General features: G+C 67.9%; 19 protein-coding genes and 1 pseudogene. 11 read left to right on the forward strand and 9 right to left on the reverse strand.

Annotated elements, in window-relative coordinates; genetic code table 11:
* Positions 1-14: 14 nt before the first annotated feature.
* Complete coding sequence (locus GPX89_RS06515) at positions 15-470, forward strand: nuclear transport factor 2 family protein (RefSeq protein WP_328601567.1); 456 nt, start codon at positions 15-17, stop codon at positions 468-470.
* A 92-nt stretch (positions 471-562) separates the two neighbouring features.
* Here the strand turns inward: GPX89_RS06515 and GPX89_RS06520 are convergent, their stop codons facing one another.
* Positions 563-1981, reverse strand: coding sequence for an MFS transporter (locus GPX89_RS06520; protein ID WP_157355689.1), 1419 nt, complete (start codon positions 1979-1981; stop codon positions 563-565).
* Between the two features lie 95 nt (positions 1982-2076).
* Between GPX89_RS06520 and GPX89_RS06525 the strand changes: the two genes are divergently transcribed.
* The 5 genes and pseudogenes from GPX89_RS06525 (at position 2077) to GPX89_RS06545 (ending at position 7889) form a co-directional block, all read left to right on the forward strand.
* Entirely contained in the window at positions 2077-3099 is a 1023-nt protein-coding gene (locus GPX89_RS06525) for an Lrp/AsnC family transcriptional regulator (protein WP_157355691.1), read from the forward strand.
* Between the two features lie 171 nt (positions 3100-3270).
* A complete protein-coding gene (recA, locus tag GPX89_RS06530; protein ID WP_157355693.1) occupies positions 3271-4305 on the forward strand; it encodes a recombinase RecA in 1035 nt (344 codons plus the stop codon).
* 1440 nt (positions 4306-5745) lie between these two features.
* A pseudogene (recX, locus tag GPX89_RS44350) lies at positions 5746-6237 on the forward strand (recombination regulator RecX); the annotation flags it as partial.
* Between the two features lie 561 nt (positions 6238-6798).
* Positions 6799-7437 (forward strand): hypothetical protein, encoded by a 639-nt coding sequence (locus GPX89_RS06540; protein WP_157355695.1) that lies wholly within the window; start codon positions 6799-6801, stop codon positions 7435-7437.
* A gap of 29 nt (positions 7438-7466) precedes the next feature.
* Positions 7467-7889, forward strand: coding sequence for a pyridoxamine 5'-phosphate oxidase family protein (locus tag GPX89_RS06545; RefSeq protein ID WP_157355697.1), 423 nt, complete (start codon positions 7467-7469; stop codon positions 7887-7889).
* Positions 7890-7896: 7 nt separating this feature from the next.
* Here GPX89_RS06545 and GPX89_RS06550 read toward each other — a convergent pair whose 3' ends face one another.
* Positions 7897-8424 carry a DoxX family protein gene (locus tag GPX89_RS06550; protein ID WP_157355699.1) on the reverse strand — a complete coding sequence of 176 codons (528 nt, stop codon included), beginning with the start codon at positions 8422-8424 and terminating at the stop codon, positions 7897-7899.
* A gap of 192 nt (positions 8425-8616) precedes the next feature.
* Between GPX89_RS06550 and GPX89_RS06555 the strand changes: the two genes are divergently transcribed.
* Together GPX89_RS06555 and GPX89_RS06560 are read left to right on the forward strand one after the other, a co-directional pair.
* The gene (locus GPX89_RS06555) at positions 8617-9321 is read left to right on the forward strand and encodes a hypothetical protein (RefSeq protein WP_198347280.1); all 705 of its coding nucleotides are present in this window, start codon (positions 8617-8619) and stop codon (positions 9319-9321) included.
* Positions 9318-10133, forward strand: a complete 816-nt coding sequence (locus GPX89_RS06560; protein ID WP_328601568.1) for a phytanoyl-CoA dioxygenase family protein — start codon at positions 9318-9320, stop codon at positions 10131-10133. The genes GPX89_RS06555 and GPX89_RS06560 overlap by 4 nt, the downstream gene beginning before the upstream one ends.
* Before the next feature lie 169 nt (positions 10134-10302).
* On the opposite strand, the gene GPX89_RS06565 is transcribed toward GPX89_RS06560, so the two are convergent.
* The 5 genes from GPX89_RS06565 to GPX89_RS06585 all read right to left on the reverse strand — a co-directional run bounded on the left by GPX89_RS06565 (position 10303) and on the right by GPX89_RS06585 (position 13958).
* Positions 10303-10587 (reverse strand): hypothetical protein, encoded by a 285-nt coding sequence (locus tag GPX89_RS06565; RefSeq protein WP_157355701.1) that lies wholly within the window; start codon positions 10585-10587, stop codon positions 10303-10305.
* Between the two features lie 109 nt (positions 10588-10696).
* Positions 10697-11596: an amino acid ABC transporter permease gene (locus tag GPX89_RS06570; RefSeq protein WP_157355703.1), complete on the reverse strand. Its 900-nt coding sequence runs from the start codon at positions 11594-11596 to the stop codon at positions 10697-10699.
* Positions 11593-12273: an amino acid ABC transporter permease gene (locus GPX89_RS06575; protein WP_328601569.1), complete on the reverse strand. Its 681-nt coding sequence runs from the start codon at positions 12271-12273 to the stop codon at positions 11593-11595. The genes GPX89_RS06570 and GPX89_RS06575 overlap by 4 nt, the downstream gene beginning before the upstream one ends.
* A 70-nt stretch (positions 12274-12343) precedes the next feature.
* Positions 12344-13177, reverse strand: a complete 834-nt coding sequence (locus GPX89_RS06580) for a glutamate ABC transporter substrate-binding protein (RefSeq protein WP_157355705.1) — start codon at positions 13175-13177, stop codon at positions 12344-12346.
* A gap of 52 nt (positions 13178-13229) precedes the next feature.
* Positions 13230-13958, reverse strand: coding sequence for an amino acid ABC transporter ATP-binding protein (locus GPX89_RS06585; protein ID WP_157387112.1), 729 nt, complete (start codon positions 13956-13958; stop codon positions 13230-13232).
* A gap of 189 nt (positions 13959-14147) precedes the next feature.
* On the opposite strand from GPX89_RS06585, the gene miaB reads away from it, so the two are divergent.
* Positions 14148-15674 (forward strand): tRNA (N6-isopentenyl adenosine(37)-C2)-methylthiotransferase MiaB, encoded by a 1527-nt coding sequence (miaB, locus tag GPX89_RS06590; RefSeq protein ID WP_328601570.1) that lies wholly within the window; start codon positions 14148-14150, stop codon positions 15672-15674.
* Positions 15675-16254: 580 nt separating this feature from the next.
* Positions 16255-16836 carry an Rv2732c family membrane protein gene (locus GPX89_RS06595; protein ID WP_157387114.1) on the forward strand — a complete coding sequence of 194 codons (582 nt, stop codon included), beginning with the start codon at positions 16255-16257 and terminating at the stop codon, positions 16834-16836.
* A gap of 73 nt (positions 16837-16909) precedes the next feature.
* On the opposite strand, the gene GPX89_RS06600 is transcribed toward GPX89_RS06595, so the two are convergent.
* Complete coding sequence (locus tag GPX89_RS06600) at positions 16910-18316, reverse strand: MFS transporter (protein ID WP_157355707.1); 1407 nt, start codon at positions 18314-18316, stop codon at positions 16910-16912.
* A gap of 120 nt (positions 18317-18436) precedes the next feature.
* On the opposite strand from GPX89_RS06600, the gene GPX89_RS06605 reads away from it, so the two are divergent.
* On the forward strand, positions 18437-19444 hold the full coding sequence (locus tag GPX89_RS06605; RefSeq protein ID WP_157355709.1) for a GlxA family transcriptional regulator: 1008 nt from the start codon (positions 18437-18439) through the stop codon (positions 19442-19444).
* 7 nt (positions 19445-19451) lie between these two features.
* On the opposite strand, the gene GPX89_RS06610 is transcribed toward GPX89_RS06605, so the two are convergent.
* Entirely contained in the window at positions 19452-20237 is a 786-nt protein-coding gene (locus GPX89_RS06610; protein ID WP_157355711.1) for a phosphatase, read from the reverse strand.
* Positions 20238-20242: the final 5 nt, after the last annotated feature.

The raw sequence follows: 20242 nt of genomic DNA on the forward strand, positions 1-20242 counted from the left end.
CGAAAGGTTCACACGTGCGTCCACCGCTTCCTCCCTTCGTCGATATGGAATCCGCGGAGGCCAAGGTCCGTGCCGCCGAAAACGCCTGGAACACCCGCGATCCCGAGACGGTCGCGCAGGCGTACACCGAAGATTGCGTCTGGCGCAATCGCGACGAGTTCATCACCGGCCACGCCGAGATCATCGACTTCCTGAAGCGCAAGTGGGCCAAGGAAAACGGCTACGCCCTGCGCAAGGAGCTCTGGGGCTTCCGGAACAACCGCATGGCCGTCCGCTTCCAATACGAATGGCACGACGACAACGGCCAGTGGTACCGCAGCTACGGCAACGAACTCTGGGAGTTCGCCCCCGACGGCCGCATGTCCCGCCGCGAAGCCAGCATCAACGACACCCCGATCCCCGAATCCCACCGCCGAATCTTCGGCCCCCGCGCCGCCGCAGAGCTCAACACTCCCCTTCCCCTGCAATAACAACAAGATCAGGGAGCTCTCACCGTGGTGAATTCGGGCGAATTCGTCGGTGAGAGCTCCCTGATCTTGGTCATCGCGCGGCCAAGGGTGGGTCAGGCGACGTGGGCGGGCTCCGGTGGGGTGGTGATCGGGCCGTTCGAGGCGGGGGCGGTGCGGGCGGATCGGGTGTAGAGGGCGAAGACCAGTGCGCCCGCGATGATTCCGGTGGCGCCGGCTGCGAAGGTCGCGGCGTTCAGGCCGTCCACGAAGCCGTGGCCGGATGGCTTGCCCGAGCCCGCGTTGCGGAAGACGGTGCCGAGCACGGCGACTCCCAGTGCCAGGCCCAGTTGGCGTGCGGTGTTGATCGCGCCCGCGGCGGTGCCGCTCTGGTGCGGCGGGACCGCGGCCATGCCCACCGCCACCAGCGGCGGGGCCATGACGCCGACGCCGACGCCGATCACCAGGTAGCCGGGAATTGTCGCGGTCCAGGAGGATCCGGTGTCGATGATGGTCAGCAGTGCGCTGCCCGCGCCGATCACCGCCAGGCCGCCGCCGATGGTCCACCTCGGCGCGACATCGTGCAGCAGCCTGCCGAAGACGCCCGAGGTCAGGAAGGCGCACACCGACATCGGCAACATGGACAGCCCGGCCCGCAGCGGGGTCAGGTGCAGGTACTGCTGCAGCCACAGCGACAGCAGCGGACTCGCGGAGAACGCGGCGAAACTCATTCCGGCGGCGGCGATCAGCGTGGCGGTGAATCCCGCGCTGCGCAGCAGGGGGAGCGGCAACATCGGTGCGGCGCTGCTGAATTCGACGGCGACGAACGCCGCCAGTGCGACCGCCCCGGCGATCAGCGCGACCGCCGCACCGCGATCGCCCCAGCCGTGCTCGCCCGCTCGGATCACGCCATAGGTCACCGCCGTCGCGGCGACGGTGAAGGTCAGCATGCCGCCGAAGTCCACCCGACGGTCCGCGCGCCGCGGCGACGGCCCGAAAGCGATGGCGGACAAGGCGATCGCCAGTACGGCGATCGGCAGGTTGACGAAGAAGATCCACCGCCACGACAGCAGATCGGTCAGCACGCCGCCCAGCACCACGCCGACACCGGCGGCCGCACCCGACACCGCGCCCCAGGCGCTGAACGCGATTCCGCGATCACGGCCGGTGTAGGTGGCGTGCAGCAGCGAGAGCGTCGTGGCCAGCATGGCCGCGCCGCCGATGCCCTGCGCGGCACGCGCCGCGACCAGGACGCCCGCCGATCCGGCCACGCCGCAGCCGAGGCTGGCGGCCGCGAACAGGGCCAGGCCGATCAGATAGGTCGGCTTCGCGCCGAACCGGTCGGCCAGCGAGCCGAGCATGAGCAGCAGGGCGGCCAGGGCCAGGGCGTAGCCGTCGATGACCCACTGCAATCCGGACAGGCCCGTGCCGAGATCGGCGGCGATGTCGGGTAGGGCGACGTTCACGATGGTGACGTCTATAAGGAGCATGAACGAGCCCAGGCAGGCCGCGAACAGGGGAAGCCATTTCCGCATGGGAACCTCCGGTGGAACGAGCGATTTCGTCTCCAAGCATGGGAGATACGCTTGTATCCACCTAGCTATCCGCCGGAGGGCGCTAGAATCCTCCTATGTTCGAGGAAGAGTTGGATGATTCCTCCGTTTTGGATGTGCTCGACAAGCAGATCGTGCACGGCCTGGTCACCGACGCGCGTATCCCGTTCGCGCGGCTGGGGGCGATCCTGGGCGTCTCCGAGCAGACCATTGCGCGGCGGTATCGATCGCTGATCGGGCGGGGGATCATTCACGTTGCGGGACAGGTGAATACCGTGCCGCTCGGCCAGCCCCGCTGGATCATGCGCATCACCTCCGAGCCCGCCAAGGCGGTGGCGCTGGCCGAATCCCTGGCCCGGGTACCGGAATTGAGCTGGGTGGCGCTGCTGACCACCGGGTTCGAGGTGATGTGCGTCGGCCGGACACGGTCGATGGATCGGCGGGATCAGTTGCTGCTGCGCATGATTCCGCGCGCGACGCCCGTGCTCGGGTTGAGCGTGTACGAGGTCATGCGGCAGTTCCCGTTCACCGAGGAATGGCCGCGCTACGGCCGATTGCTGACTCCCGCGCAGCTGGAGGAACTCGGACCGCGACCGCCCATGTGGGATCCGGCCGGACCGGAGGCCCCGGTCGCCCTGTCCCGCGAGGACGAGGCGATGCTGGCGATTCTGGCGCGCGACGGCCGCGCGCCGTACGCGCAACTGGCCGCCGCCACCGGATGGAGCGCGACGCGGGTGGCGCGGCGCATGAGCGAACTGATCGGCTCGGGGGTCCTCTACTTCGATCTCGACTTCGCCTTGGAACTCATGGGTTACACCTCGCGGGCGCTGTTGTGGATGCAGGTGAGCCCGGCGCACCTGGAGGCGGTGGGGATGGCGCTCGCGCAGTATCCCGAGACCGCGTATCTGGCCGCGATCACCGGACCCGCGAACCTGACGGCCTCGGTGGTCTGCCGGGACAACGCCCATCTGTATCGGTTCGTCACCGAGCGGCTGGGCGCGCTGCCGGGGATCAACAACATCGAGGTCTCACCCGCCTTGCGCATCTTCAAGCAGTCCCAGAGTTTGATCGATGCTCGCAAGATCGCGGTCGCGCCCTGAGGGGCATCGCGCTTGCCGAGGGTTTGCCACCAGGTCTTTCGCGTGTCGTTCAGCGCGTCGCTTGCGTCGAACATCTGTTCGTCTAAGCTCGTCGTCGGAACTTGTCGGTGCCTCCCTCTAACGTGGGCGCCAACCACAGCATGAGACACCCGTTGAGAAGGGGAACTGACGATGGCACCTCCCGCTTTCGATCGTGACAAGGCCCTCGATCTGGCGTTGGCGCAGATCGAGAAGAGCTTCGGCAAGGGCGCGCTGATGCGCCTGGGTGAGGAGGCGCGCCAGCCGATCTCGGTGATTCCCACCGGATCCATCGCGCTGGATGTCGCCCTCGGTATCGGCGGTCTGCCGCGCGGCCGCATCGTCGAGGTGTACGGCCCGGAATCCTCGGGTAAGACCACCGTCGCCCTGCACGCGGTCGCCAATGCGCAGGCCGCGGGCGGTGTCGCCGCCTTCATCGACGCCGAGCACGCGCTGGATCCCGACTACGCCCGCAAGCTGGGTGTCGACACCGACGCGCTGCTGGTCTCCCAGCCCGACACCGGTGAGCAGGCGCTCGAAATCGCCGACATGCTGGTGCGTTCCGGCGCCATCGACATCATCGTCATCGACTCCGTCGCCGCCCTGGTGCCGCGCGCCGAGATCGAGGGCGAGATGGGTGACAGCCACGTCGGTCTGCAGGCCCGCCTGATGAGCCAGGCGCTGCGCAAGATGACCTCGGCCCTGAACAATTCGGGCACCACCGCCATCTTCATCAACCAGCTGCGCGAGAAGATCGGCGTCATGTTCGGCTCGCCGGAGACCACCACCGGTGGTAAGGCGCTGAAGTTCTACGCCTCGGTCCGCCTGGATGTGCGCCGCATCGAGACGCTGAAGGACGGCTCCGACGCGGTCGGTAACCGCACCCGCGTGAAGGTCGTCAAGAACAAGGTCTCCCCGCCGTTCAAGCAGGCCGAGTTCGACATCCTCTACGGCGTCGGCATCTCCAAGGAGGGCTCGATCATCGACATGGGTGTCGAGCACGGCTTCATCCGCAAGTCCGGCTCCTGGTACACCTACGAGGGCGACCAGCTGGGCCAGGGCAAGGAGAACGCCCGCAAGTTCCTGCTCGAGAACACCGACGTCCGGGACGAGATCGAGAAGAAGATCAAGGAAAAGCTCGGCATCGGCGCGGACGTCACCGCCGACGAGGCTCCCGCCGACTTCTGATCGATGACCCCTCGGGAACCTGAAGGGCCCCGGCCTGACTCGCCGGGGCCCACCCCCCGCCTGGACGCGGTGGAACGCCTCCGCCGCCAACTCGCCGCGGCCGACGCCCGCGCCGCGAAGCGCTCATCCCGCACCTCGGCCCCCGGGACCCGGATTCCCGAGCCGAGTCACGACCTCTTCGGCCGCGACTCGGCCGACCCCTATACCTCCGCCGCAGGCACCTGGAACTACGGCCCGGCGCACCACGTCCCGGCCGATTCTGGCCCCGCGCAGCATTTTTCACCCGATACCGGCCACTCGACCTGGCACACGACCGAGCGGTCGGCCACCGCCGACTCCTCGCCGAGCGACCGCGGTACTGATCCGTCCTCCGACGACCCGTCGCCGAATTCATCCCGCCCCCAAAGCGGTTCGTCCACCGGGCGAGCCCACCCGCCGGGGCAGTGGCGAGAGGAAGCGCCCACTGCCCCCGGCGAGCGGGCGGGCGCTGGCGCGAATTCTGAAGATGCTCCGCGAGTCGAGAACCGGTCCGCGTCGAACGATCCAGGCATCGTGCCGATTTCGTCTGGAGCCACCAGGGTAGAGAAGCTTCGCGCCGCTCACGCCGCCCTGGCCGAGGCGACCGCCGCGGCGAAGAATGCGGAGAGCGCGTCGGACACCGAACGGCGTGGCCGTCGCGCGCCCCGCGGAGTGGGCTCGAGCGACCCGGAAATCAGCGAACCCCGCACCGAGCGCGGACGCAACGGGAGCCGCCGAGGCGGCGTCGATGCGGTTGCGCTGGAGGGATACCGGAGCATCGACCCGATCTCGCCCGGCGCCACCAAGGAAGAGAAGTTGCGGGCAGCGCGGGCGGCGCTGGCAGAAGCGACTGCGGCGGCTGCGGACTCCGGGCGGACTGCCGGGGGTCGGGGCGTGGAGTCGATCGGGCGTGAGGGCGCTCCGCGGGGCGGTGGGGCAGAGGTTCGGCGGTCCCCGGCGGGCAGGAGCGGGTTCGAGGAGCCCGGCGAAGACGTTGCAGGTGAGGGGGAGCGGCGTGGCAGCGGGGGAGTTGGGGCGGATTTCGCGGAGGGCGGGGATTGCGAATTCGAGGAAGGCGGTGCGAGGCGGCGGGGTGGTGCGTACACGGAGGGACGTACTCGGGGCCGGAGAGGGCGTCGCGGGGACTCGTCATCGGCTGGTGAGGGCGAGGCGGGACGCGGGGGAGTGGATGCCGGTGCGGCGGAGGGATATCCGGGCGACTATGGCGATGAGGGCGACGCCGGGGGGCGTCGACGCCGAGGGGGTCGGCGTGGGCGGGCGTACTCGGAAGAGCGCGCGTACTCGGACGGTTCGGGGTCCGGGGAGGACGGCGATGAGCCGGAGGAGCAGGGTGGCCGAGGGCGGCAGGGGCGTCGTCGGCGTGGGCGGCAGGCAGGGGAAGGGGCATCCGCTGCGGAGGGGATGGTCGGTGGGGGGACCGAGGCGCAGGCCAAGGATGTGTGTTTGCGGCTGTTGACGGATCGGGCTCGGAGTCGGGCCGAGTTGGCGGATCGGTTGGCGGAGAAGGGGTTCAACGCGGGGGTTGCGAAGCGGGTGTTGGATCGGCTGACCGAGGTCGGGTTGGTCGATGATGCGGAGTTCGCTCGGCAGTGGGTGCGGTCTCGGCATGTGTACGGGGGCAAGGGAAAGAAGGTCCTCGCCGAGGAGTTGCGGCGCAAGGGGATTGCTCCGGAGCATGCCGAGCCTGCGTTGGAGTCGGTGACGGCCGAGGACGAGAACGCTCGGGCGGCTGAACTGGTCCGGCGGAAATTGCCGTCACTGCCGTCGGATATGGATCGGGACAAGGCAGTTCGGCGTTTGGTCGCCATGCTCGCCCGCCGTGGCTACAACCCCGGCACCGCCTACGGCGTGGTGAGTGCCGAGGTCCCCCGGACGTCAGCGGCCGAGCGTGAACCCGTAGAGGCCGACGCCGCTCCGACCAGCGCACGCCCGGCCGCATCCCACCGCGAATCCCCTTCCACGGATGCCGATTCCGCTGCCGAATTGGTCCGCAAGAAGCTGCCCACCCTGTCCCCGACCGTTGACCGGGCCACCGCCACCCGCCGCCTGGTCGGCCTCCTTGCCCGCCGCGGCTACGACTCCGCCACCGCCTACCGCGTCGTCGCCGCCGAACTCGCCGACTTCCCGGCCCCCGACGACCAGCGTGGCGCATCATCCCGCGCTCCGCAGCCCGCCCGATCGAGCCGCGAGATGGCCTCCGGTGCGGGCGATTCCCGGGAACCCGACGAACCCGCCGACGCGGAACACGACCATGCCCGGGCCGCGGAACTGGTCCGCGCGAAGATCCGCACCCTGCCCGCCGGCTTGGACCGGGCGAAAGCGATGAACCGACTCGTCGGCCTGCTGGCCCGCCGAGGCTACAGCCAGTCCGTGGCATACGCGGTGGTCAAGGCCGAACTCGACTAGCGATCGTTCCGAACGTCACCCGTGGAATCGGCCTGACAGAATCGGGGTGTGGACGAGAGGATCGTGGCCGCACTCGAGGAGCTCGAGCGGGTATTTCGGAGGTATCCCCGGCGTCCGGTCCTCGAACGTTGTCCGCATTGCGGACCGCCGGTGCGAGTCGCGGACGTCGACCTCTATTGGCTGAGCATCAAACTCGGCAACACCGTCGGTGACGATGGCGATGTGAAGGCGTTGCTGCCGCTACTGTTCGAACGGCTGATCGGCACTCGCGAGTTGGATGCCGAGATCGTGCTCGGCAAGTTGGCTCAGCGGAATTGGCCGTCGGAGGAACAGTCGGCCATCGACAACCTTCTCGACCAGGTGTGGCGACAGTTGCTGGCCGAATTTCCTTCGTGTGTAGGGGGATTCGAGGATGTTTCCGGGTTCTTCGGGGCGACGGCCGCGGCGGGCCTGGCTCCGGATCGATTTCTCGCGGTCTGGGATGCCACGCCCGGCGAGGCGCCCGATCTCCACCTCGCCGAATTCGTGAACGCTGCCTCGATCTCTCGGCGACTCGTTCCCGCACTTCGATCCTGGATCGGACGGAACTCGGTGCGGGACAGGCTGTTGCGGGCTTATGAGCGGTGCCATGAGGATCGGGAGCTGGGGGATTTCTTCGCCCGGGCCTACGATGCGGCCTGGCTCTGATTGTCGGTGCCGCCGCGTAGCGTGGATGTATGGCATTGACATTGGAGGAACGACAGGAATTTCTGGCTCAACCACATATCGGTGCGCTGGCGGTGGCGGTGGGGGCCGGGCGTGCGCCACTCAATGTGCCCATCTGGTATCAGTATTCGCCCGGCGGTGAGTTGTGGATGGTGACCAGCGCGGGGTCGAAGAAGGTTCGGGCGTTGGAGGCCGCGGGGCGGTTCAGCATCATGGCGCAGGTTTTGACGCCGACGGTTCGGTACGTGACGGCGGAGGGGGCGATCTCCAGGATCGAAGCGGGTACCGATGAGATGGTGCGGGAGATGGCCGCCCGTTATCTACCGGCCGACAAGGTGGAGCCCTACCTGAAATACGCGGAGTCGCTGGGGGAGCAGGTCGCGGTGTTCATGCGGCCGGAGCAGTGGCTATCGGCCGATATGGGTTCGGTCTAGAACGCGCCTATCTCCACTTGAACGCCAGGGTGATCACCGCGGCCACCACGCCGAGCGTCAAGGCGGCCGCACCCCACAACACGCCCCGCCGTTCCCACGGCCGGCCGTGGTCGAGCGAGAATCGGCCCGGGCCCGCGATGGCCAGTGTGAACGCGACCGCGGCGATCATCAGGGCGCTCTCGGAGGCCATGAGCCCGTGATGCCAGGTCACGTTCGCCGCGTTGATCATCGTGCCGATCGCGACGGCCGCGCCCAGCGGGGTGAGCAGGCCGAGCAGCAGCAGGCTGCCTCCGGTCGTCTCGCACAGTCCGGCGAGAGTGCCGAAGAATTTGCCGGGGTGGTAGCCGAGTTTGTCGAAGCTCACGGTGGTCGGATGCCACCCCACCCCATGGAACCAGCCGAACAGTTTCTGGGTGCCGTGCATGAACATGAGCCCGCCGAAGAACACTCTCAACACCAGCAGTCCCACGTCGACGGCGGAATCGGTGCCTTCGGCTCGATCGGTGCTGTGTCCGTAGGTGACGTTGGTGGCCATGAGGTCCCACTCCGGTCGGATGTAGCGATCTTGCTTTCCCGCCCCACAGTGAAATACGAGTCACCACCCGAGCGGGTTCAACAAGATCCTTCTTCTCCGCGAATGCCCCGATCCGCAGAACCTACACCTGGGGGTCACGGGCGGTGTCTTTCGTCTCTAGGCCCTGCCCCGGCGCGGTGTCACCATCCTCCTATGCGGGTGTTCTCACCGGTCGCCGTCGCGGGCCTGACCGCCGCTGTCTACGCGATCTTCGTGCGTCCCAGGCTGATTCGCTGGGGCGCCACCGACGACGAAGTGGCGCGACCGTACCCGGGCGCGGACTTCATCCCCGACGGCAAGCGGGCCGCGACCATGGCGGTCACCATCGAGGCGCCGCCGCGCGAGGTCTGGCCGTGGCTGGTGCAAATGGGTTACGACCGGGCCGGATGGTATTCCTGGGACCACCTCGACAACGGCGGCAGGCACAGCGCGGACTGGATCCACCCGGAATGGCAGCTGCTCGAGGTCAGCGACTGGCTGACCGTCTGGTCGCCGCACGGCCCCGCCGACGCGTGGGAGGTGGTGGCGCTGGAACCGGAGCGTTTCCTGGGCCTGTACGGCGGCAGCGACCTGCGCGGCCGCCCGTTCCTGCGGGTGGAGGCCCGGCCGCACATCTACATCGAGGGCCTCTGGGGTTTCCTGCTGACCGAACTGCCCGGCGACCGCACCCGACTGGTCGTGAGCGGATATCAATCCGGCCGCCCTCGCCTGCTGTGGGCCCTCGGCGACTATTTCGTCTATCCGCCGATGCACTGGACGATGCAGACCCGGCAGTTCGCGAATATCGCCCGCCGCGCCGAGCGTGACCGGGCCCGGCGACCCTTCGGCCGACCCCGAACGCGGGAATCGGCGCGGTGAGTACGGCCCGGGAGCAGAGATTCATCCAGGACGGATTCATCCGCCTGGAGTCGGTCTTCTCCCGGGCGACTGCGCGACGCTGCGTGGAGATGCTCTGGCGCGACACCGGATGCGACCCCGACGACCCGGCGACGTGGACCAGACCTTTGGTGCGGCTACCGGGCCACGACATCGAGCCGTTCCGCACCATCGCCCGAATGCCGTTGCTGGAGCAGGCTTTCGACCGACTGGTCGGCCCGGGCCGTTGGATACCCGATTCCCGGCTCGGCCCCGTCCCCGTCCGTTTCCCGCACCCCGACCCTCCCCACGACGACTACTGGCACTTCGAAGGCAGCTATCTCCCCGGGGGCTGGAAAGGTCACTCGTTCACCAATTACCGCTCCCGGGCGCGCGGATTGTTCCTGTTCGTCTTGTTCACCGATGTCACCGATGTCGACGCGCCGACCCGGATGCGGGTCGGCTCGCATCGGGCCGTCCCCGCCTGTCTATACCGCTACGGCGAGGCGGGCATCGACGCCACCCGCATCGGCGAGACGGGAGTCCTCGAGGCCACCGCCGCCGCGCCGATCGCCTACGCCACCGGCCGCGCCGGCGACATCTACCTGTGCCACCCTTTCCTGATCCACGCCGCCCAGCGTCACCGCGGCACCACCCCGCGCTTCATGGCCACCCCCACCCTGAAACCCGCTGTGCCACTGGAGATCGACCGTCCCGACGGCGCGTACTCACCGGTCGAGATCGCCATCAGGATGGGTCTCCGAGAGCACCTCGAAGTGCGCGCAGACAGCACGGTGCCGCCCCCTCCGGCTTGACCTTCACGCATACGGCAATGCTCAGCGTCGGCGACGCAGATGGTCGCGGAGGAGATCCGGGCCCCCGGGTCGCGCTGCTCAACGCGCGCATCGCACGCCTGACCGAGCAGCGTGATCGACTCGAAACTCGAATGCCCTGGCCGGTGGACTGATTCGGCGCACGGCGGGCTCAGTGCAGCACGCCACCGGGGCGGCGATTGGCGAGGGCCCGGCGGGCATGGCGGTTGTCGGCGCGCCGGACGGCGCGGTGGGTGGCCATGCGCGGTGCGGACAGTGGGACCTGATCGGCCTGTCTGTCGCGGTGACGGCCGCGTAGCCGGGACAGGCCGTCGGAGAGATAAACCGCTCCGACGCCGGCGGCGAAGGCGGTGAGCCCGGCGAGCAGCGGGGCGAGGACGGTCGTCAAGAACAGCCCGAAGACGAATTCTCTTCGAGCGCTGTCGTCTTCGTTCATGATTTCCAGTATGCGAGCCGAAGTGACGACTTGTCCGCAGGTCGGGTGAGCATTCCCGGAATGCCCGGTCCCGGTTCGGGAGCGACGGCTCCCGAACCGGGACCTCGGCTCATTTCGTGCTCTGGGTGGGCAGGACCACGTCCATGCCCGGGGGAGCGGTGACGGTGCCGGCCGACACCACGGCCCGCGAGCCGCGCTTGCGGGTGCGCAGCCACTTCTCGACGCGCGTGGCGACCACGGTCAGCAGGTAGTTGAGCGTGATCATGATGGCCGCGATGACGATCAGCGACGGAATCGGATTGCGTTCCGCCGCACCGAGCTGGGTACCCGAGCGCACGACCTCCAGATAGGTGATCTGGTAGCCCAGCGCCGAGTCCTTCAACGCCACCACCATCTGCGAGATCAGCGCGGGCAGCATGGCCGTGATCGCCTGCGGCAGCAGGATCGACACCATCACCTGGGTCTTGCGCATGCCCAGCGCGACCGCCGCCTCGGCCTGTCCCTTGGGCAGCGCGCGGATACCCGACCGCACGATCTCGGCGATGACCGACGCGTTGTAGATGGTCAGCGCCGTCACCACGGCCCCCAGCGCCAGCTGCTCGGAGGGGAAGATCTGCTGCTGGCCGAACAGGTAGTACAGGAAGATCATCAGGACCAGCACGGGAATGGCCCGCGCGATCTCCACGACGAACCCCGCCACCCAGCGGACCACGCGATGATCCGACAGCCGCAGAACACCGAAGATCATGCCGAAGACCATGGCCAGCACGATCGACAGGAAGGCCGCCTCGAGGGTGCCGCGCAGGCCCTTCAGCAGATAGGTGTTCCAGATGTCCGGTTCCGTGAAGGGTTTCCACTTCTCGGCCGTGAACTGGTCCTTGTCGGCGAATCCCTTGTAGACGAACCACAGCACCGCCACCGCGATGATCACCGTGATCACCGAGTAGACGCGGTACCGCATCCGCGCGCGGGGTCCGGGCGCGTCGTAGAGAACGGACGCCGCGCTCATCGCTTCACCTCGAATCGTTTGGCCAGCCACCCGAAGAACAGGCCGGTGGGCAGCGTCAAGATGACGAATCCGAGCGCGAAGATCGCGCCGATGTTCAGCACCGCCGCCTCGTTCTCGTTCATGTCCCACATGAGCAACGCGGCCTCACCGACGCCGATGGCCGAGGCGACGGTCGAGTTCTTGGTCAGCGCGATGAACACACTGCCCAGCGGTGCGATGACGGCCCGGAATGCCTGCGGCAGCACCACATAGCGCAGGTTCTGCCCGAAGGTGAACCCGAGCGAGCGCCCGGCCTCGGACTGCCCGAACGGCACCGTATTGATGCCCGAGCGCAGTGACTCGCACACGAAAGCCGCGGTGTAGACGCTCAATCCGACGATCGCCCACCGAAAAGCGTTCTCGGTGAGGGTGTCCGGGCCTTCGGGCGCGAGCTTCAGCTTGAGCGTCGAGTACAGGCCGATCGAGCAGAACACCAGGATCAGCGTGAGCGGCGTATTGCGAATGATGTTGACGTACAACGTGCCGAGCCATCGCGCGATCGGGATCGGCGAGACTCGCATGGCCGCGACCAGGGTGCCGATGATCAGCGCGAACAACCCCGAGAACAGCGTCAGTTTGATGGTCACCCAGAACGAATCGAGCAGTTGGGTGTGATAGCGGGAGATCAAGTCGAACACGACTGCCCCATTCCTCCGATCGGAAAACGAAGCGCGCCGGGCGATTCATCACCCGGCGCGCGTCCGTGGATCAGTACCGGTCGACCTTGGGCGGCTCGGGAGCCTGGAAGCCGGTGGAGCCGAACTCCTTGTCCAGGGCCGCCTTCCACGCGCCGGAGGAGATCATGGCCTCGATCGCGTCATTGATCTTGTTGCGCGATTCGGTGTCGCCCTTCTTCACGCCGATGCCGTACTTCTCGGTGGTGAAGGTGTTGCCGACCACCTTCAGCGCACCCGGCGACTGCGCGGCGTAACCGCGCAGGATGATGTCGTCGGTGCTGACGGCGTCGACCGTGCCCGACTTCAGCGCCTCCACGCACAGCGAGTAGGTGTCATAGGTCAGCAGCTGCACCTCGTGCGCGTACTTGTCCTTGAGGTTCTGCGCCGGGGTGGAACCCTTGACCGAGCACAGCTTCTTGTTGCCGTTCAACGATTCCGGCCCGGTGATGTCGGTGTTGTCGGACCGCACCAGCAGTGACTGGCCGGTAATGAAATACGGCCCCGCGAAGTCGACCTTCTCCTTGCGCGCGTCGGTGATCGAGTAGGTCGCCACGACCATGTCGACCTGCCCGTTCTGGATCAGCGTCTCGCGCTGCGCCGACGGCGATTCCTTGAACGTGATGTTCTCCGGCTTCACGCCCAGCTTGTCGGCCACGTACTTGGCGACGTCGACGTCGAAACCGCTGTAGCTGCCGTCCTTGTTGAGCAGGCCCAGGCCCGGCTGGTCGAACTTGATGCCGACGGTGAGCTTGCCGTCGGCCGCGTGCTGGCTGGCGCTCTTGTTGCTGCCGCCGCCACACGCCGTGACGGCGAGCGCCAGGGCAGCCACTCCGGCGGCGATCCGGATTGCGTGGTTGATCCTCATCGAACGTCCTGTTCTCTCGTGGAGTGCGGGATGTCTTCCCTAGTGGAGTGGGTCAGTGGGAGAGGATCTTGCCCAGGAAGTCCTTGGCGCGATCCGATTTCGGCGCGGTGAAGAAGGTGTCCGGCGCGGTGTCCTCGACGATCTGCCCGTCGGCCATGAACAGCACCCGGTTGCCCGCCCGGCGCGCGAAACCCATCTCGTGGGTGACGACGAGCATGGTCATGCCGTCCTTGGCCAGCTGCACCATCACGTCGAGCACCTCGGAGACCATCTCCGGGTCGAGCGCGGAGGTCGGCTCGTCGAACAGCATGACCTTGGGGTCCATGGCGAGCGCGCGGGCGATCGCCACGCGCTGCTGCTGTCCGCCCGACAGCTGCGCCGGGTACTTGTCGGCCTGGTTGCCGATGCCGACCCGCTCGAGCAGTTCCTGTGCGCGGGCGCGGGCCTTGGTCTTGTCGATGCGGCGCACCTTCACCGGCGCGAGCATCACGTTCTCCAGAATCGTCTTGTGTGCGAACAGGTTGAACTGCTGGAACACCATGCCCACATCGGCGCGCAGCCTGGCCAGCGCCTTGCCCTCGTCGGGCAGCTTCACGCCATCGACAGCGATCTCACCGGAATCGATTGTTTCGAGCCGGTTGATGGTTCGACAGAGGGTCGACTTGCCGGAGCCCGAGGGTCCCACCACGATCACGACTTGCCCCTTGGGCACCTCGAGATTGATGTCACGCAATACGTGCAGCGAGCCGAAGTGCTTGTCCACATTCCGCATCGAGATCATCGGCGCGGAAGTGCTGATGGAATCGGCCACGTCGGTCATGACCAGTGACCCTATATATCTTGTGACCGAATTGCTTGTTTTTGGATTGTCGCCGTCTCACTGTGCCGCAACCGAGACGCCGGTCACGCTGGGGAGACGGTGTCCATGACGGGTTTATGACCTCCGCGAGTGACGCATTACCCTGGTTGGGTGAATTCCCCGGCCAAGACCTACGAGGTCCGCACCTTCGGCTGCCAGATGAACGTGCACGACTCCGAGCGCCTCTCGGGTCTGCTCGAGGACGCCGGATACGTCAAGGCAGTGGCCGGCGATACCGCTGACCTGGTCGTCTTCAATACCTGCGCGGTGCGCGAGAACGCCGACAACAAGCTGTACGGCACCCTCGGGCACCTCGCGCCCATCAAGGCCGCGCGCGAGGGCATGCAGATCGCCGTCGGCGGCTGCCTGGCCCAGAAGGACCGCGACACCGTGGTCAAGAAGGCCCCCTGGGTGGATGTGGTGTTCGGCACCCACAACATCGGCTCGCTGCCGGTGCTGCTGGAGCGGGCCCGCCACAATGAGGAGGCCCAGGTCGAGATCATCGAAGCGCTGGAAGCGTTTCCGTCGACCCTGCCCGCCAAGCGCGAGTCCGCCTACGCGGGCTGGGTGTCGATCTCGGTGGGCTGCAACAACACCTGCACCTTCTGCATCGTGCCGTCGCTACGCGGCAAGGAGGTCGACCGCCGCCCCGGTGACGTGCTCGCCGAGGTGCAGGCGCTGGTCGATCAGGGCGTGATGGAGGTGACGCTGCTCGGGCAGAACGTCAACTCCTATGGCGTCTCCTTCGCCGACCCGACCGAGGAGCGCGACCGCGGCGCGTTCGCGAAACTGCTGCGCGCCACCGGAAACATCGAGGGCCTCGAGCGCGTGCGCTTCACCTCCCCGCACCCGGCCGAGTTCACCGACGACGTCATCGAGGCCATGGCCGAGACCCCGAACGTGTGCCCGCAGCTGCACATGCCGCTGCAGTCCGGTTCGGACCGGGTGCTCAAGGCCATGCGCCGCTCCTACCGCAGCGCCAAGTTCCTGGGCATCATCGAGAAGGTGCGCGCGGCCATGCCGCACGCCGCCATCACCACCGACATCATCGTCGGCTTCCCCGGCGAGACCGAGGAGGACTTCCAGGCCACCCTGGACGTGGTGCGCCAGGCGCGCTTCACCAGCGCCTTCACCTTCCAGTACTCGATCCGCCCCGGCACTCCGGCCGCCACCATGCCCGACCAGCTGCCCAAGGCGGTCGTGCAGGAACGCTACGACCGGCTCATCGAACTGCAGGAGCAGATCTCCCTCGAAGGCAACCAGGCCCTGATCGGCTCCACGGTCGAACTCCTGGTCGCCGAGGGCGCGGGCAAGAAGAACGACAAGACCGCCCGCATGTCCGGCCGTGCCCGCGACGGCCGCCTCGTCCACTTCCGCCCGCCCCTGAACCCGGCCCCCGGCACCGAGATTCGCCCCGGCGACGTCATCACCATCGACGTCACCGGCGCGGCCCCCCACTACCTCATCGCCGACGCCGAGGTCCTGACCCACCGCCGCACCCGCGCCGGCGACGCCCACGAGGCAGGCATCACCCCCAAGACCGCCCCCATCGGCGTCGGCCTGGGCCTGCCCAGAATCGGCGCGCCGGTGCTCGCCGAGACCGCCGCAGCGGGTTGCGGTTCCGCCTGCGGCGACTGACTCCTCGTCATCGAACCCCGTCATTCCGGCGTGCTTTTGGCCGGAATCCACCCTGCCCGGTGTGGATCTCGGCCAAAAGCACGCCGGGATGGCGAGTGGGCTGTGCCGGGTTGGCGAGTGGGCTGTGCCGGGATGATGAGCGGCCGGCTGTCGGCCCGGTCGACACGGTCCGCGCCGATCCGGCCCGCGCTCGGCACGCATGCATGCGTCGAGTGGCGCATCATCGAGGGGAATTCGGGCAAATCCCCTTCATGGTGTGCCACTCGACGGCACCGGGGCGGGGTGGTGGTTTACTACGCGGCGTCATAGGGCAGGATGCGTTGGGGTACGTGCGGGAGGGATCGCCTGTGGGAGGTTCCGGGTCGCACGCCGCCGAGTAAGCAGGGCGGTGCGGGAGCGCTGTGCCGGCCTTCGAGAAACCATGGCGTGAGCGAGGATCGCGAGCGAGATGACCGAGCAGCAGCCCACCGGCCCGGACGAGCCTGCCGAGCGGCCGGAAGATCCGGAGCATGCGGAAGATGTAGCAGCGCAGGCAGAACCGACCGAGTCGGATGAGAACCCAGAGGCGAACGAGGAGAGCATGAAGGCCGCGGAGAACAGTCAGGACTTCGAGCAGTTCCGTTCGGACCTCGAGGCCGTCGAGCGCAAGATCGCGGGGGAGATCGACCCGGGTATGCGTGCCATGGTCGTCGCCGGGTCGGTGTTCGTGCTGCTGCTGTCGCTGGTGCTGCCGCACGCGGGCAAGACCCGCGGGTTCGACGTGCTGCTGTTCGACACCGTCGCCCAGGGTGATCACATCGGTCTGCCCTCGCGGGTCTTCGTGTGGTTCATGACGATTTTCGGCATCGGCTTCTCGCTGCTGGCGCTGATCACCCGCCGCTGGCTGCTGGCCTGGATCGCGGTGGCGGGCACGGCCATCGCCAGCGTGTTCGGTGTGCTGTCCATCTGGCATCGGCAGACGCCGGGCCTCGGCAACTACCACGGTGCGGGCCCGGCCATCGGCCTGATCGTCGCCACCATCGCCTGCATCGTGCTGACCTTCCACTGGATCCGGGTGGTGTGGGCCCGCACGAATCTGCACCTGGCCGCCGAGGAACAGCGCCGCCTGGCCGAGGCCAAGGCCGAGGAGCAGCAGCGCCGCCGGCTGTTCGGCGAGGACTGAGAAACGTCCGTGCAGGCCCGACGGCAACCGGATCAGGTTGCCGCCGGGCCTTTTTCGTAGCCGATGGGGGTGGTCAGGCTGCCGCGCGGTCCGGCCGGTAGGCGAGTCCGGCGACCATGGCGGCCAGACCGGCGGCGACCATGAAGATCCAGCCCGCGCGGAACTCGGTCATGGTGCGGGTGGCCGCGCCGCCGAGGACGGCGGTCAGGATGGCGACGCCCAGGGCCGAGCTGGTCTGGCGGGCCATCATCAAAGTGCCGGAGCCCAGCGAGATCTGGTCGGCGGGCAGCAGGGTCGAGGCCCCGAACAACGGTGGCTGGAGCAGGGCCGTGCTGGCTCCGGCCAGCAGCGCGCCCGGGATCATCACCACCGCGTACGAATCCGAGAAACCGGTGGCCAGCACCCACCAGGCGCAGCCCACGGCGATGGCGGCCCCGCCCAGCGCGGCCGAGGCGCGGGCGCCGAAACGGGCCACGAACCGGCCGTTGAACGGCGACAGCACCAGGCAGCTGATCGGCATGGCGGCGACCCCGAGGCTGGCCCGCAGCGTCGAGTAATGCCATTCCTCGGTCATGAACAGCGTGGCCTCCAGGATCATCGCGGCGAAGGCCAGGTAGTAGCAGAAGACGCCGAGGGTGGCGGTGCGGAACAGCTTGTGCCGCAGGATGACCGGGCTCACCACCGGATCGGGGTGACGGCGCACGTGCAGGACGAACAGGGCGGTCAGGGCGATGGCGACGAGCAGGCAGGCCAGTGTCGCGGGTGCGGCGTAACCCCAGTCGGTGGCCTGCACGAACACCGTGGTGAAGCCCGCGGTCGCACCGAGGATCAGGGTCGCGCCGAGCAGATCCAGTCGCCGGTCGGCGCGCTGCTGGATGTCGGGCAGCACTGTCAGTCCGAAGGCGAAGGCCACCACCGTGAACGGGACGTTGAGCAGGAAGATCCAGCGCCACCCCGCCTGCAGCAGCAGCCCGCCGATCACCGGTCCGCTCGCGCCGCCCGCCGCCGCGATGGCGGTCCAGATGCCCATGACGGTCGCGTGTTCGCGCTTGGGGAAGACCGGCAGCACCAGGCCGAGCCCGGTGGGGATGAGTAGGGCGGCGGCCGCGGCCTGTGCCACGCGGGCGACGATGAGGACCGTCAGGTTCGGGGCGAGGCCGCAGGCGATGGAGGCCAGGCCGAACAGCGCTATGCCGGTGAGGAATCCGCGTTTGCGGCCGGTGTCGTCGGCGAACCGACCGGCCGGAACCAGCAGGGCGGCCATGACGATCGTGTAGGCGTTCAACGTCCACGACACCGCGCCGGTCGAGGCGTTCCCGAAGGACTGCTGCAACGCCGGGAAGGCGACGATCACCGCGAACAGATCCAGGATGGCCAGGTACTGAGCGATTCCCGCGATGGCCAGCACCCGCCAACGACGCGGATCCGGTGTCGTATCCGATTGGGGGACTTGGATTGTGCGTTCGGTTGCCGTGGTCATATCCCGAGTCTGCGAAGCCGCGGCCCGATCCACGAGTGGCAGGAATGCCACACTGCGCTAGATTTCTGACACGAGGTCGCGCTAGGTTGGAGTTCGAAGACCTCGCCTCAGGGAGGAATCATGGAATCGAACGGTCCCGGCACGCTGGCCGTCGCCGTCGCGCCCGGCATGCCGATCTTCGAGGTGGCGATTCCGTACCAGGTCTTCTACGAGCCGCCCATCGGCGTCGACCCTGCCACCTGGTACGACTTCCAGCTCTGCGGCCCCCGTGACACCCACCACGCGACTCTGCGAGATCCCTTCGTGGCCTTGACCGATCACGATTACGACGACCTCGTGCGCGCCGACACCGTGATCGTCCCGTCCACGCCGAGCGTCCGCGAGGACCCGCCCGCCGACCTGGTCGAGGCCGTTCGCGCCGCCCACGAGCGGGGAGCCCGCATCGCCTCCCTGTGCACCGGCGCTTTCGTGCTGGCCGCCGCGGGACTGCTCGACGGCCGCCGCATGACCACCCACTGGCGGCATATCGCCGCGCTGCGCGCCCGCCACCCCCACCTCGACATCGACCCCGGCGTCCTCTACATCGACGACGGTCGCATCCTCACCAGCGCGGGCACCATGGCCGGAATGGATCTGTGCATCCACCTGATCCGCAAGGACCTCGGCTCCCAGGCCGCCAATGCCGCCGCCCGCTATCTGGTCGTCTCACCGCATCGCGCGGGCGGCCAGGCCCAATACCTGCGATCCCCGGTCCCCGACCAGCCCACCGACTCCGGCCTGGCCGCCACCCTCGAATGGGCGATGGCCAATCTCGAACGCCCCCTGACGGTTTCGGATCTGGCGGCCCACGCCAACCTCAGCGACCGCACGCTGGCCCGCCGCTTCCACGCCGAACTCGGCGGCACCCCGCTGCAATGGCTGCTGACCCAGCGCCTCATCAGAGCGCGGGAACTGCTGGAGCTCACCGATCTACCGGTCGACGTGGTCGCCGACCGCTGCGGCCTGGGCAGCCCCGCCAACCTCCGCGCCCACTTCAATCGCGAAGTGGGTCTGTCCCCGACCGAATACCGCCGCTCGCACCGCCCCACCCGCCACGAGGTCGTGACGGCCCCGGCCGAACTCAACTGAGCGGCAATCACTCTCGCCCGAGGATGTACTCCGCCAGCAGGTCGTACTGTTCGGCCTCGATCCCGTCGTCGAGCGGCACCGCCACCGCGACGGTTCCGATCTCCTCGCCCACGAACAACGCCGGATCATTGCAGTCCGCGAATCCGATCGCATCGATCCCCGCCTGCGCCGCGCCACCGCACCAACCATGATCGGCGACAACCAGATCCGGCATGGGCTCCCCGGCCTGCCGCAGCGCGTCCAGGGCCAACCCGATCGGCACCGCCGAATGGGTGTGGATCGCACCGCGCGTGGCCATCAGGTTGGCGACGCCCTGGAAGTGCTCGATCGTCAGCCGCTGAACCCCATAGTGGGTCTGGTCGTCCCAAACGGCTCCCGCCCCCGCCTCGACCACCGTCCCACCGGCGGCCGTCAATGCCCCGGCGAGCATTTGATACAGCCGAGTGAGCGTCTTGGGATGCCCGGTCGCGAACAACACCCGCTGCCGCTCCCGAATCGCCTTGTCGAACCGCGCCGCATACCGATCCAACGCCGCCGCAGTGCATTCCGGATCGATGGTGTCCGCCCCGCGCCGATGATTCCGCCGCGGATCGACCCCGACCTTCCGAATCATCAACTCGAAGATCGCATCCGCATCCCACCCCGCCCCGATATCCAACCCGAACAGATACCCCGGATCCCGCTGCGCCAGCCGCCAATAATGCGCGAGATTGTTCTCCCGGGGCGTAGCCACCCGCCCCGCCATCCCGCTCGCGATCAAATGCGCGACCAGCTCATCCCGACTAGGTGCCATACCCG

The organism is Nocardia terrae (assembly GCF_009760405.1).
In the GTDB taxonomy this organism is placed as follows: domain Bacteria; phylum Actinomycetota; class Actinomycetes; order Mycobacteriales; family Mycobacteriaceae; genus Nocardia; species Nocardia terrae.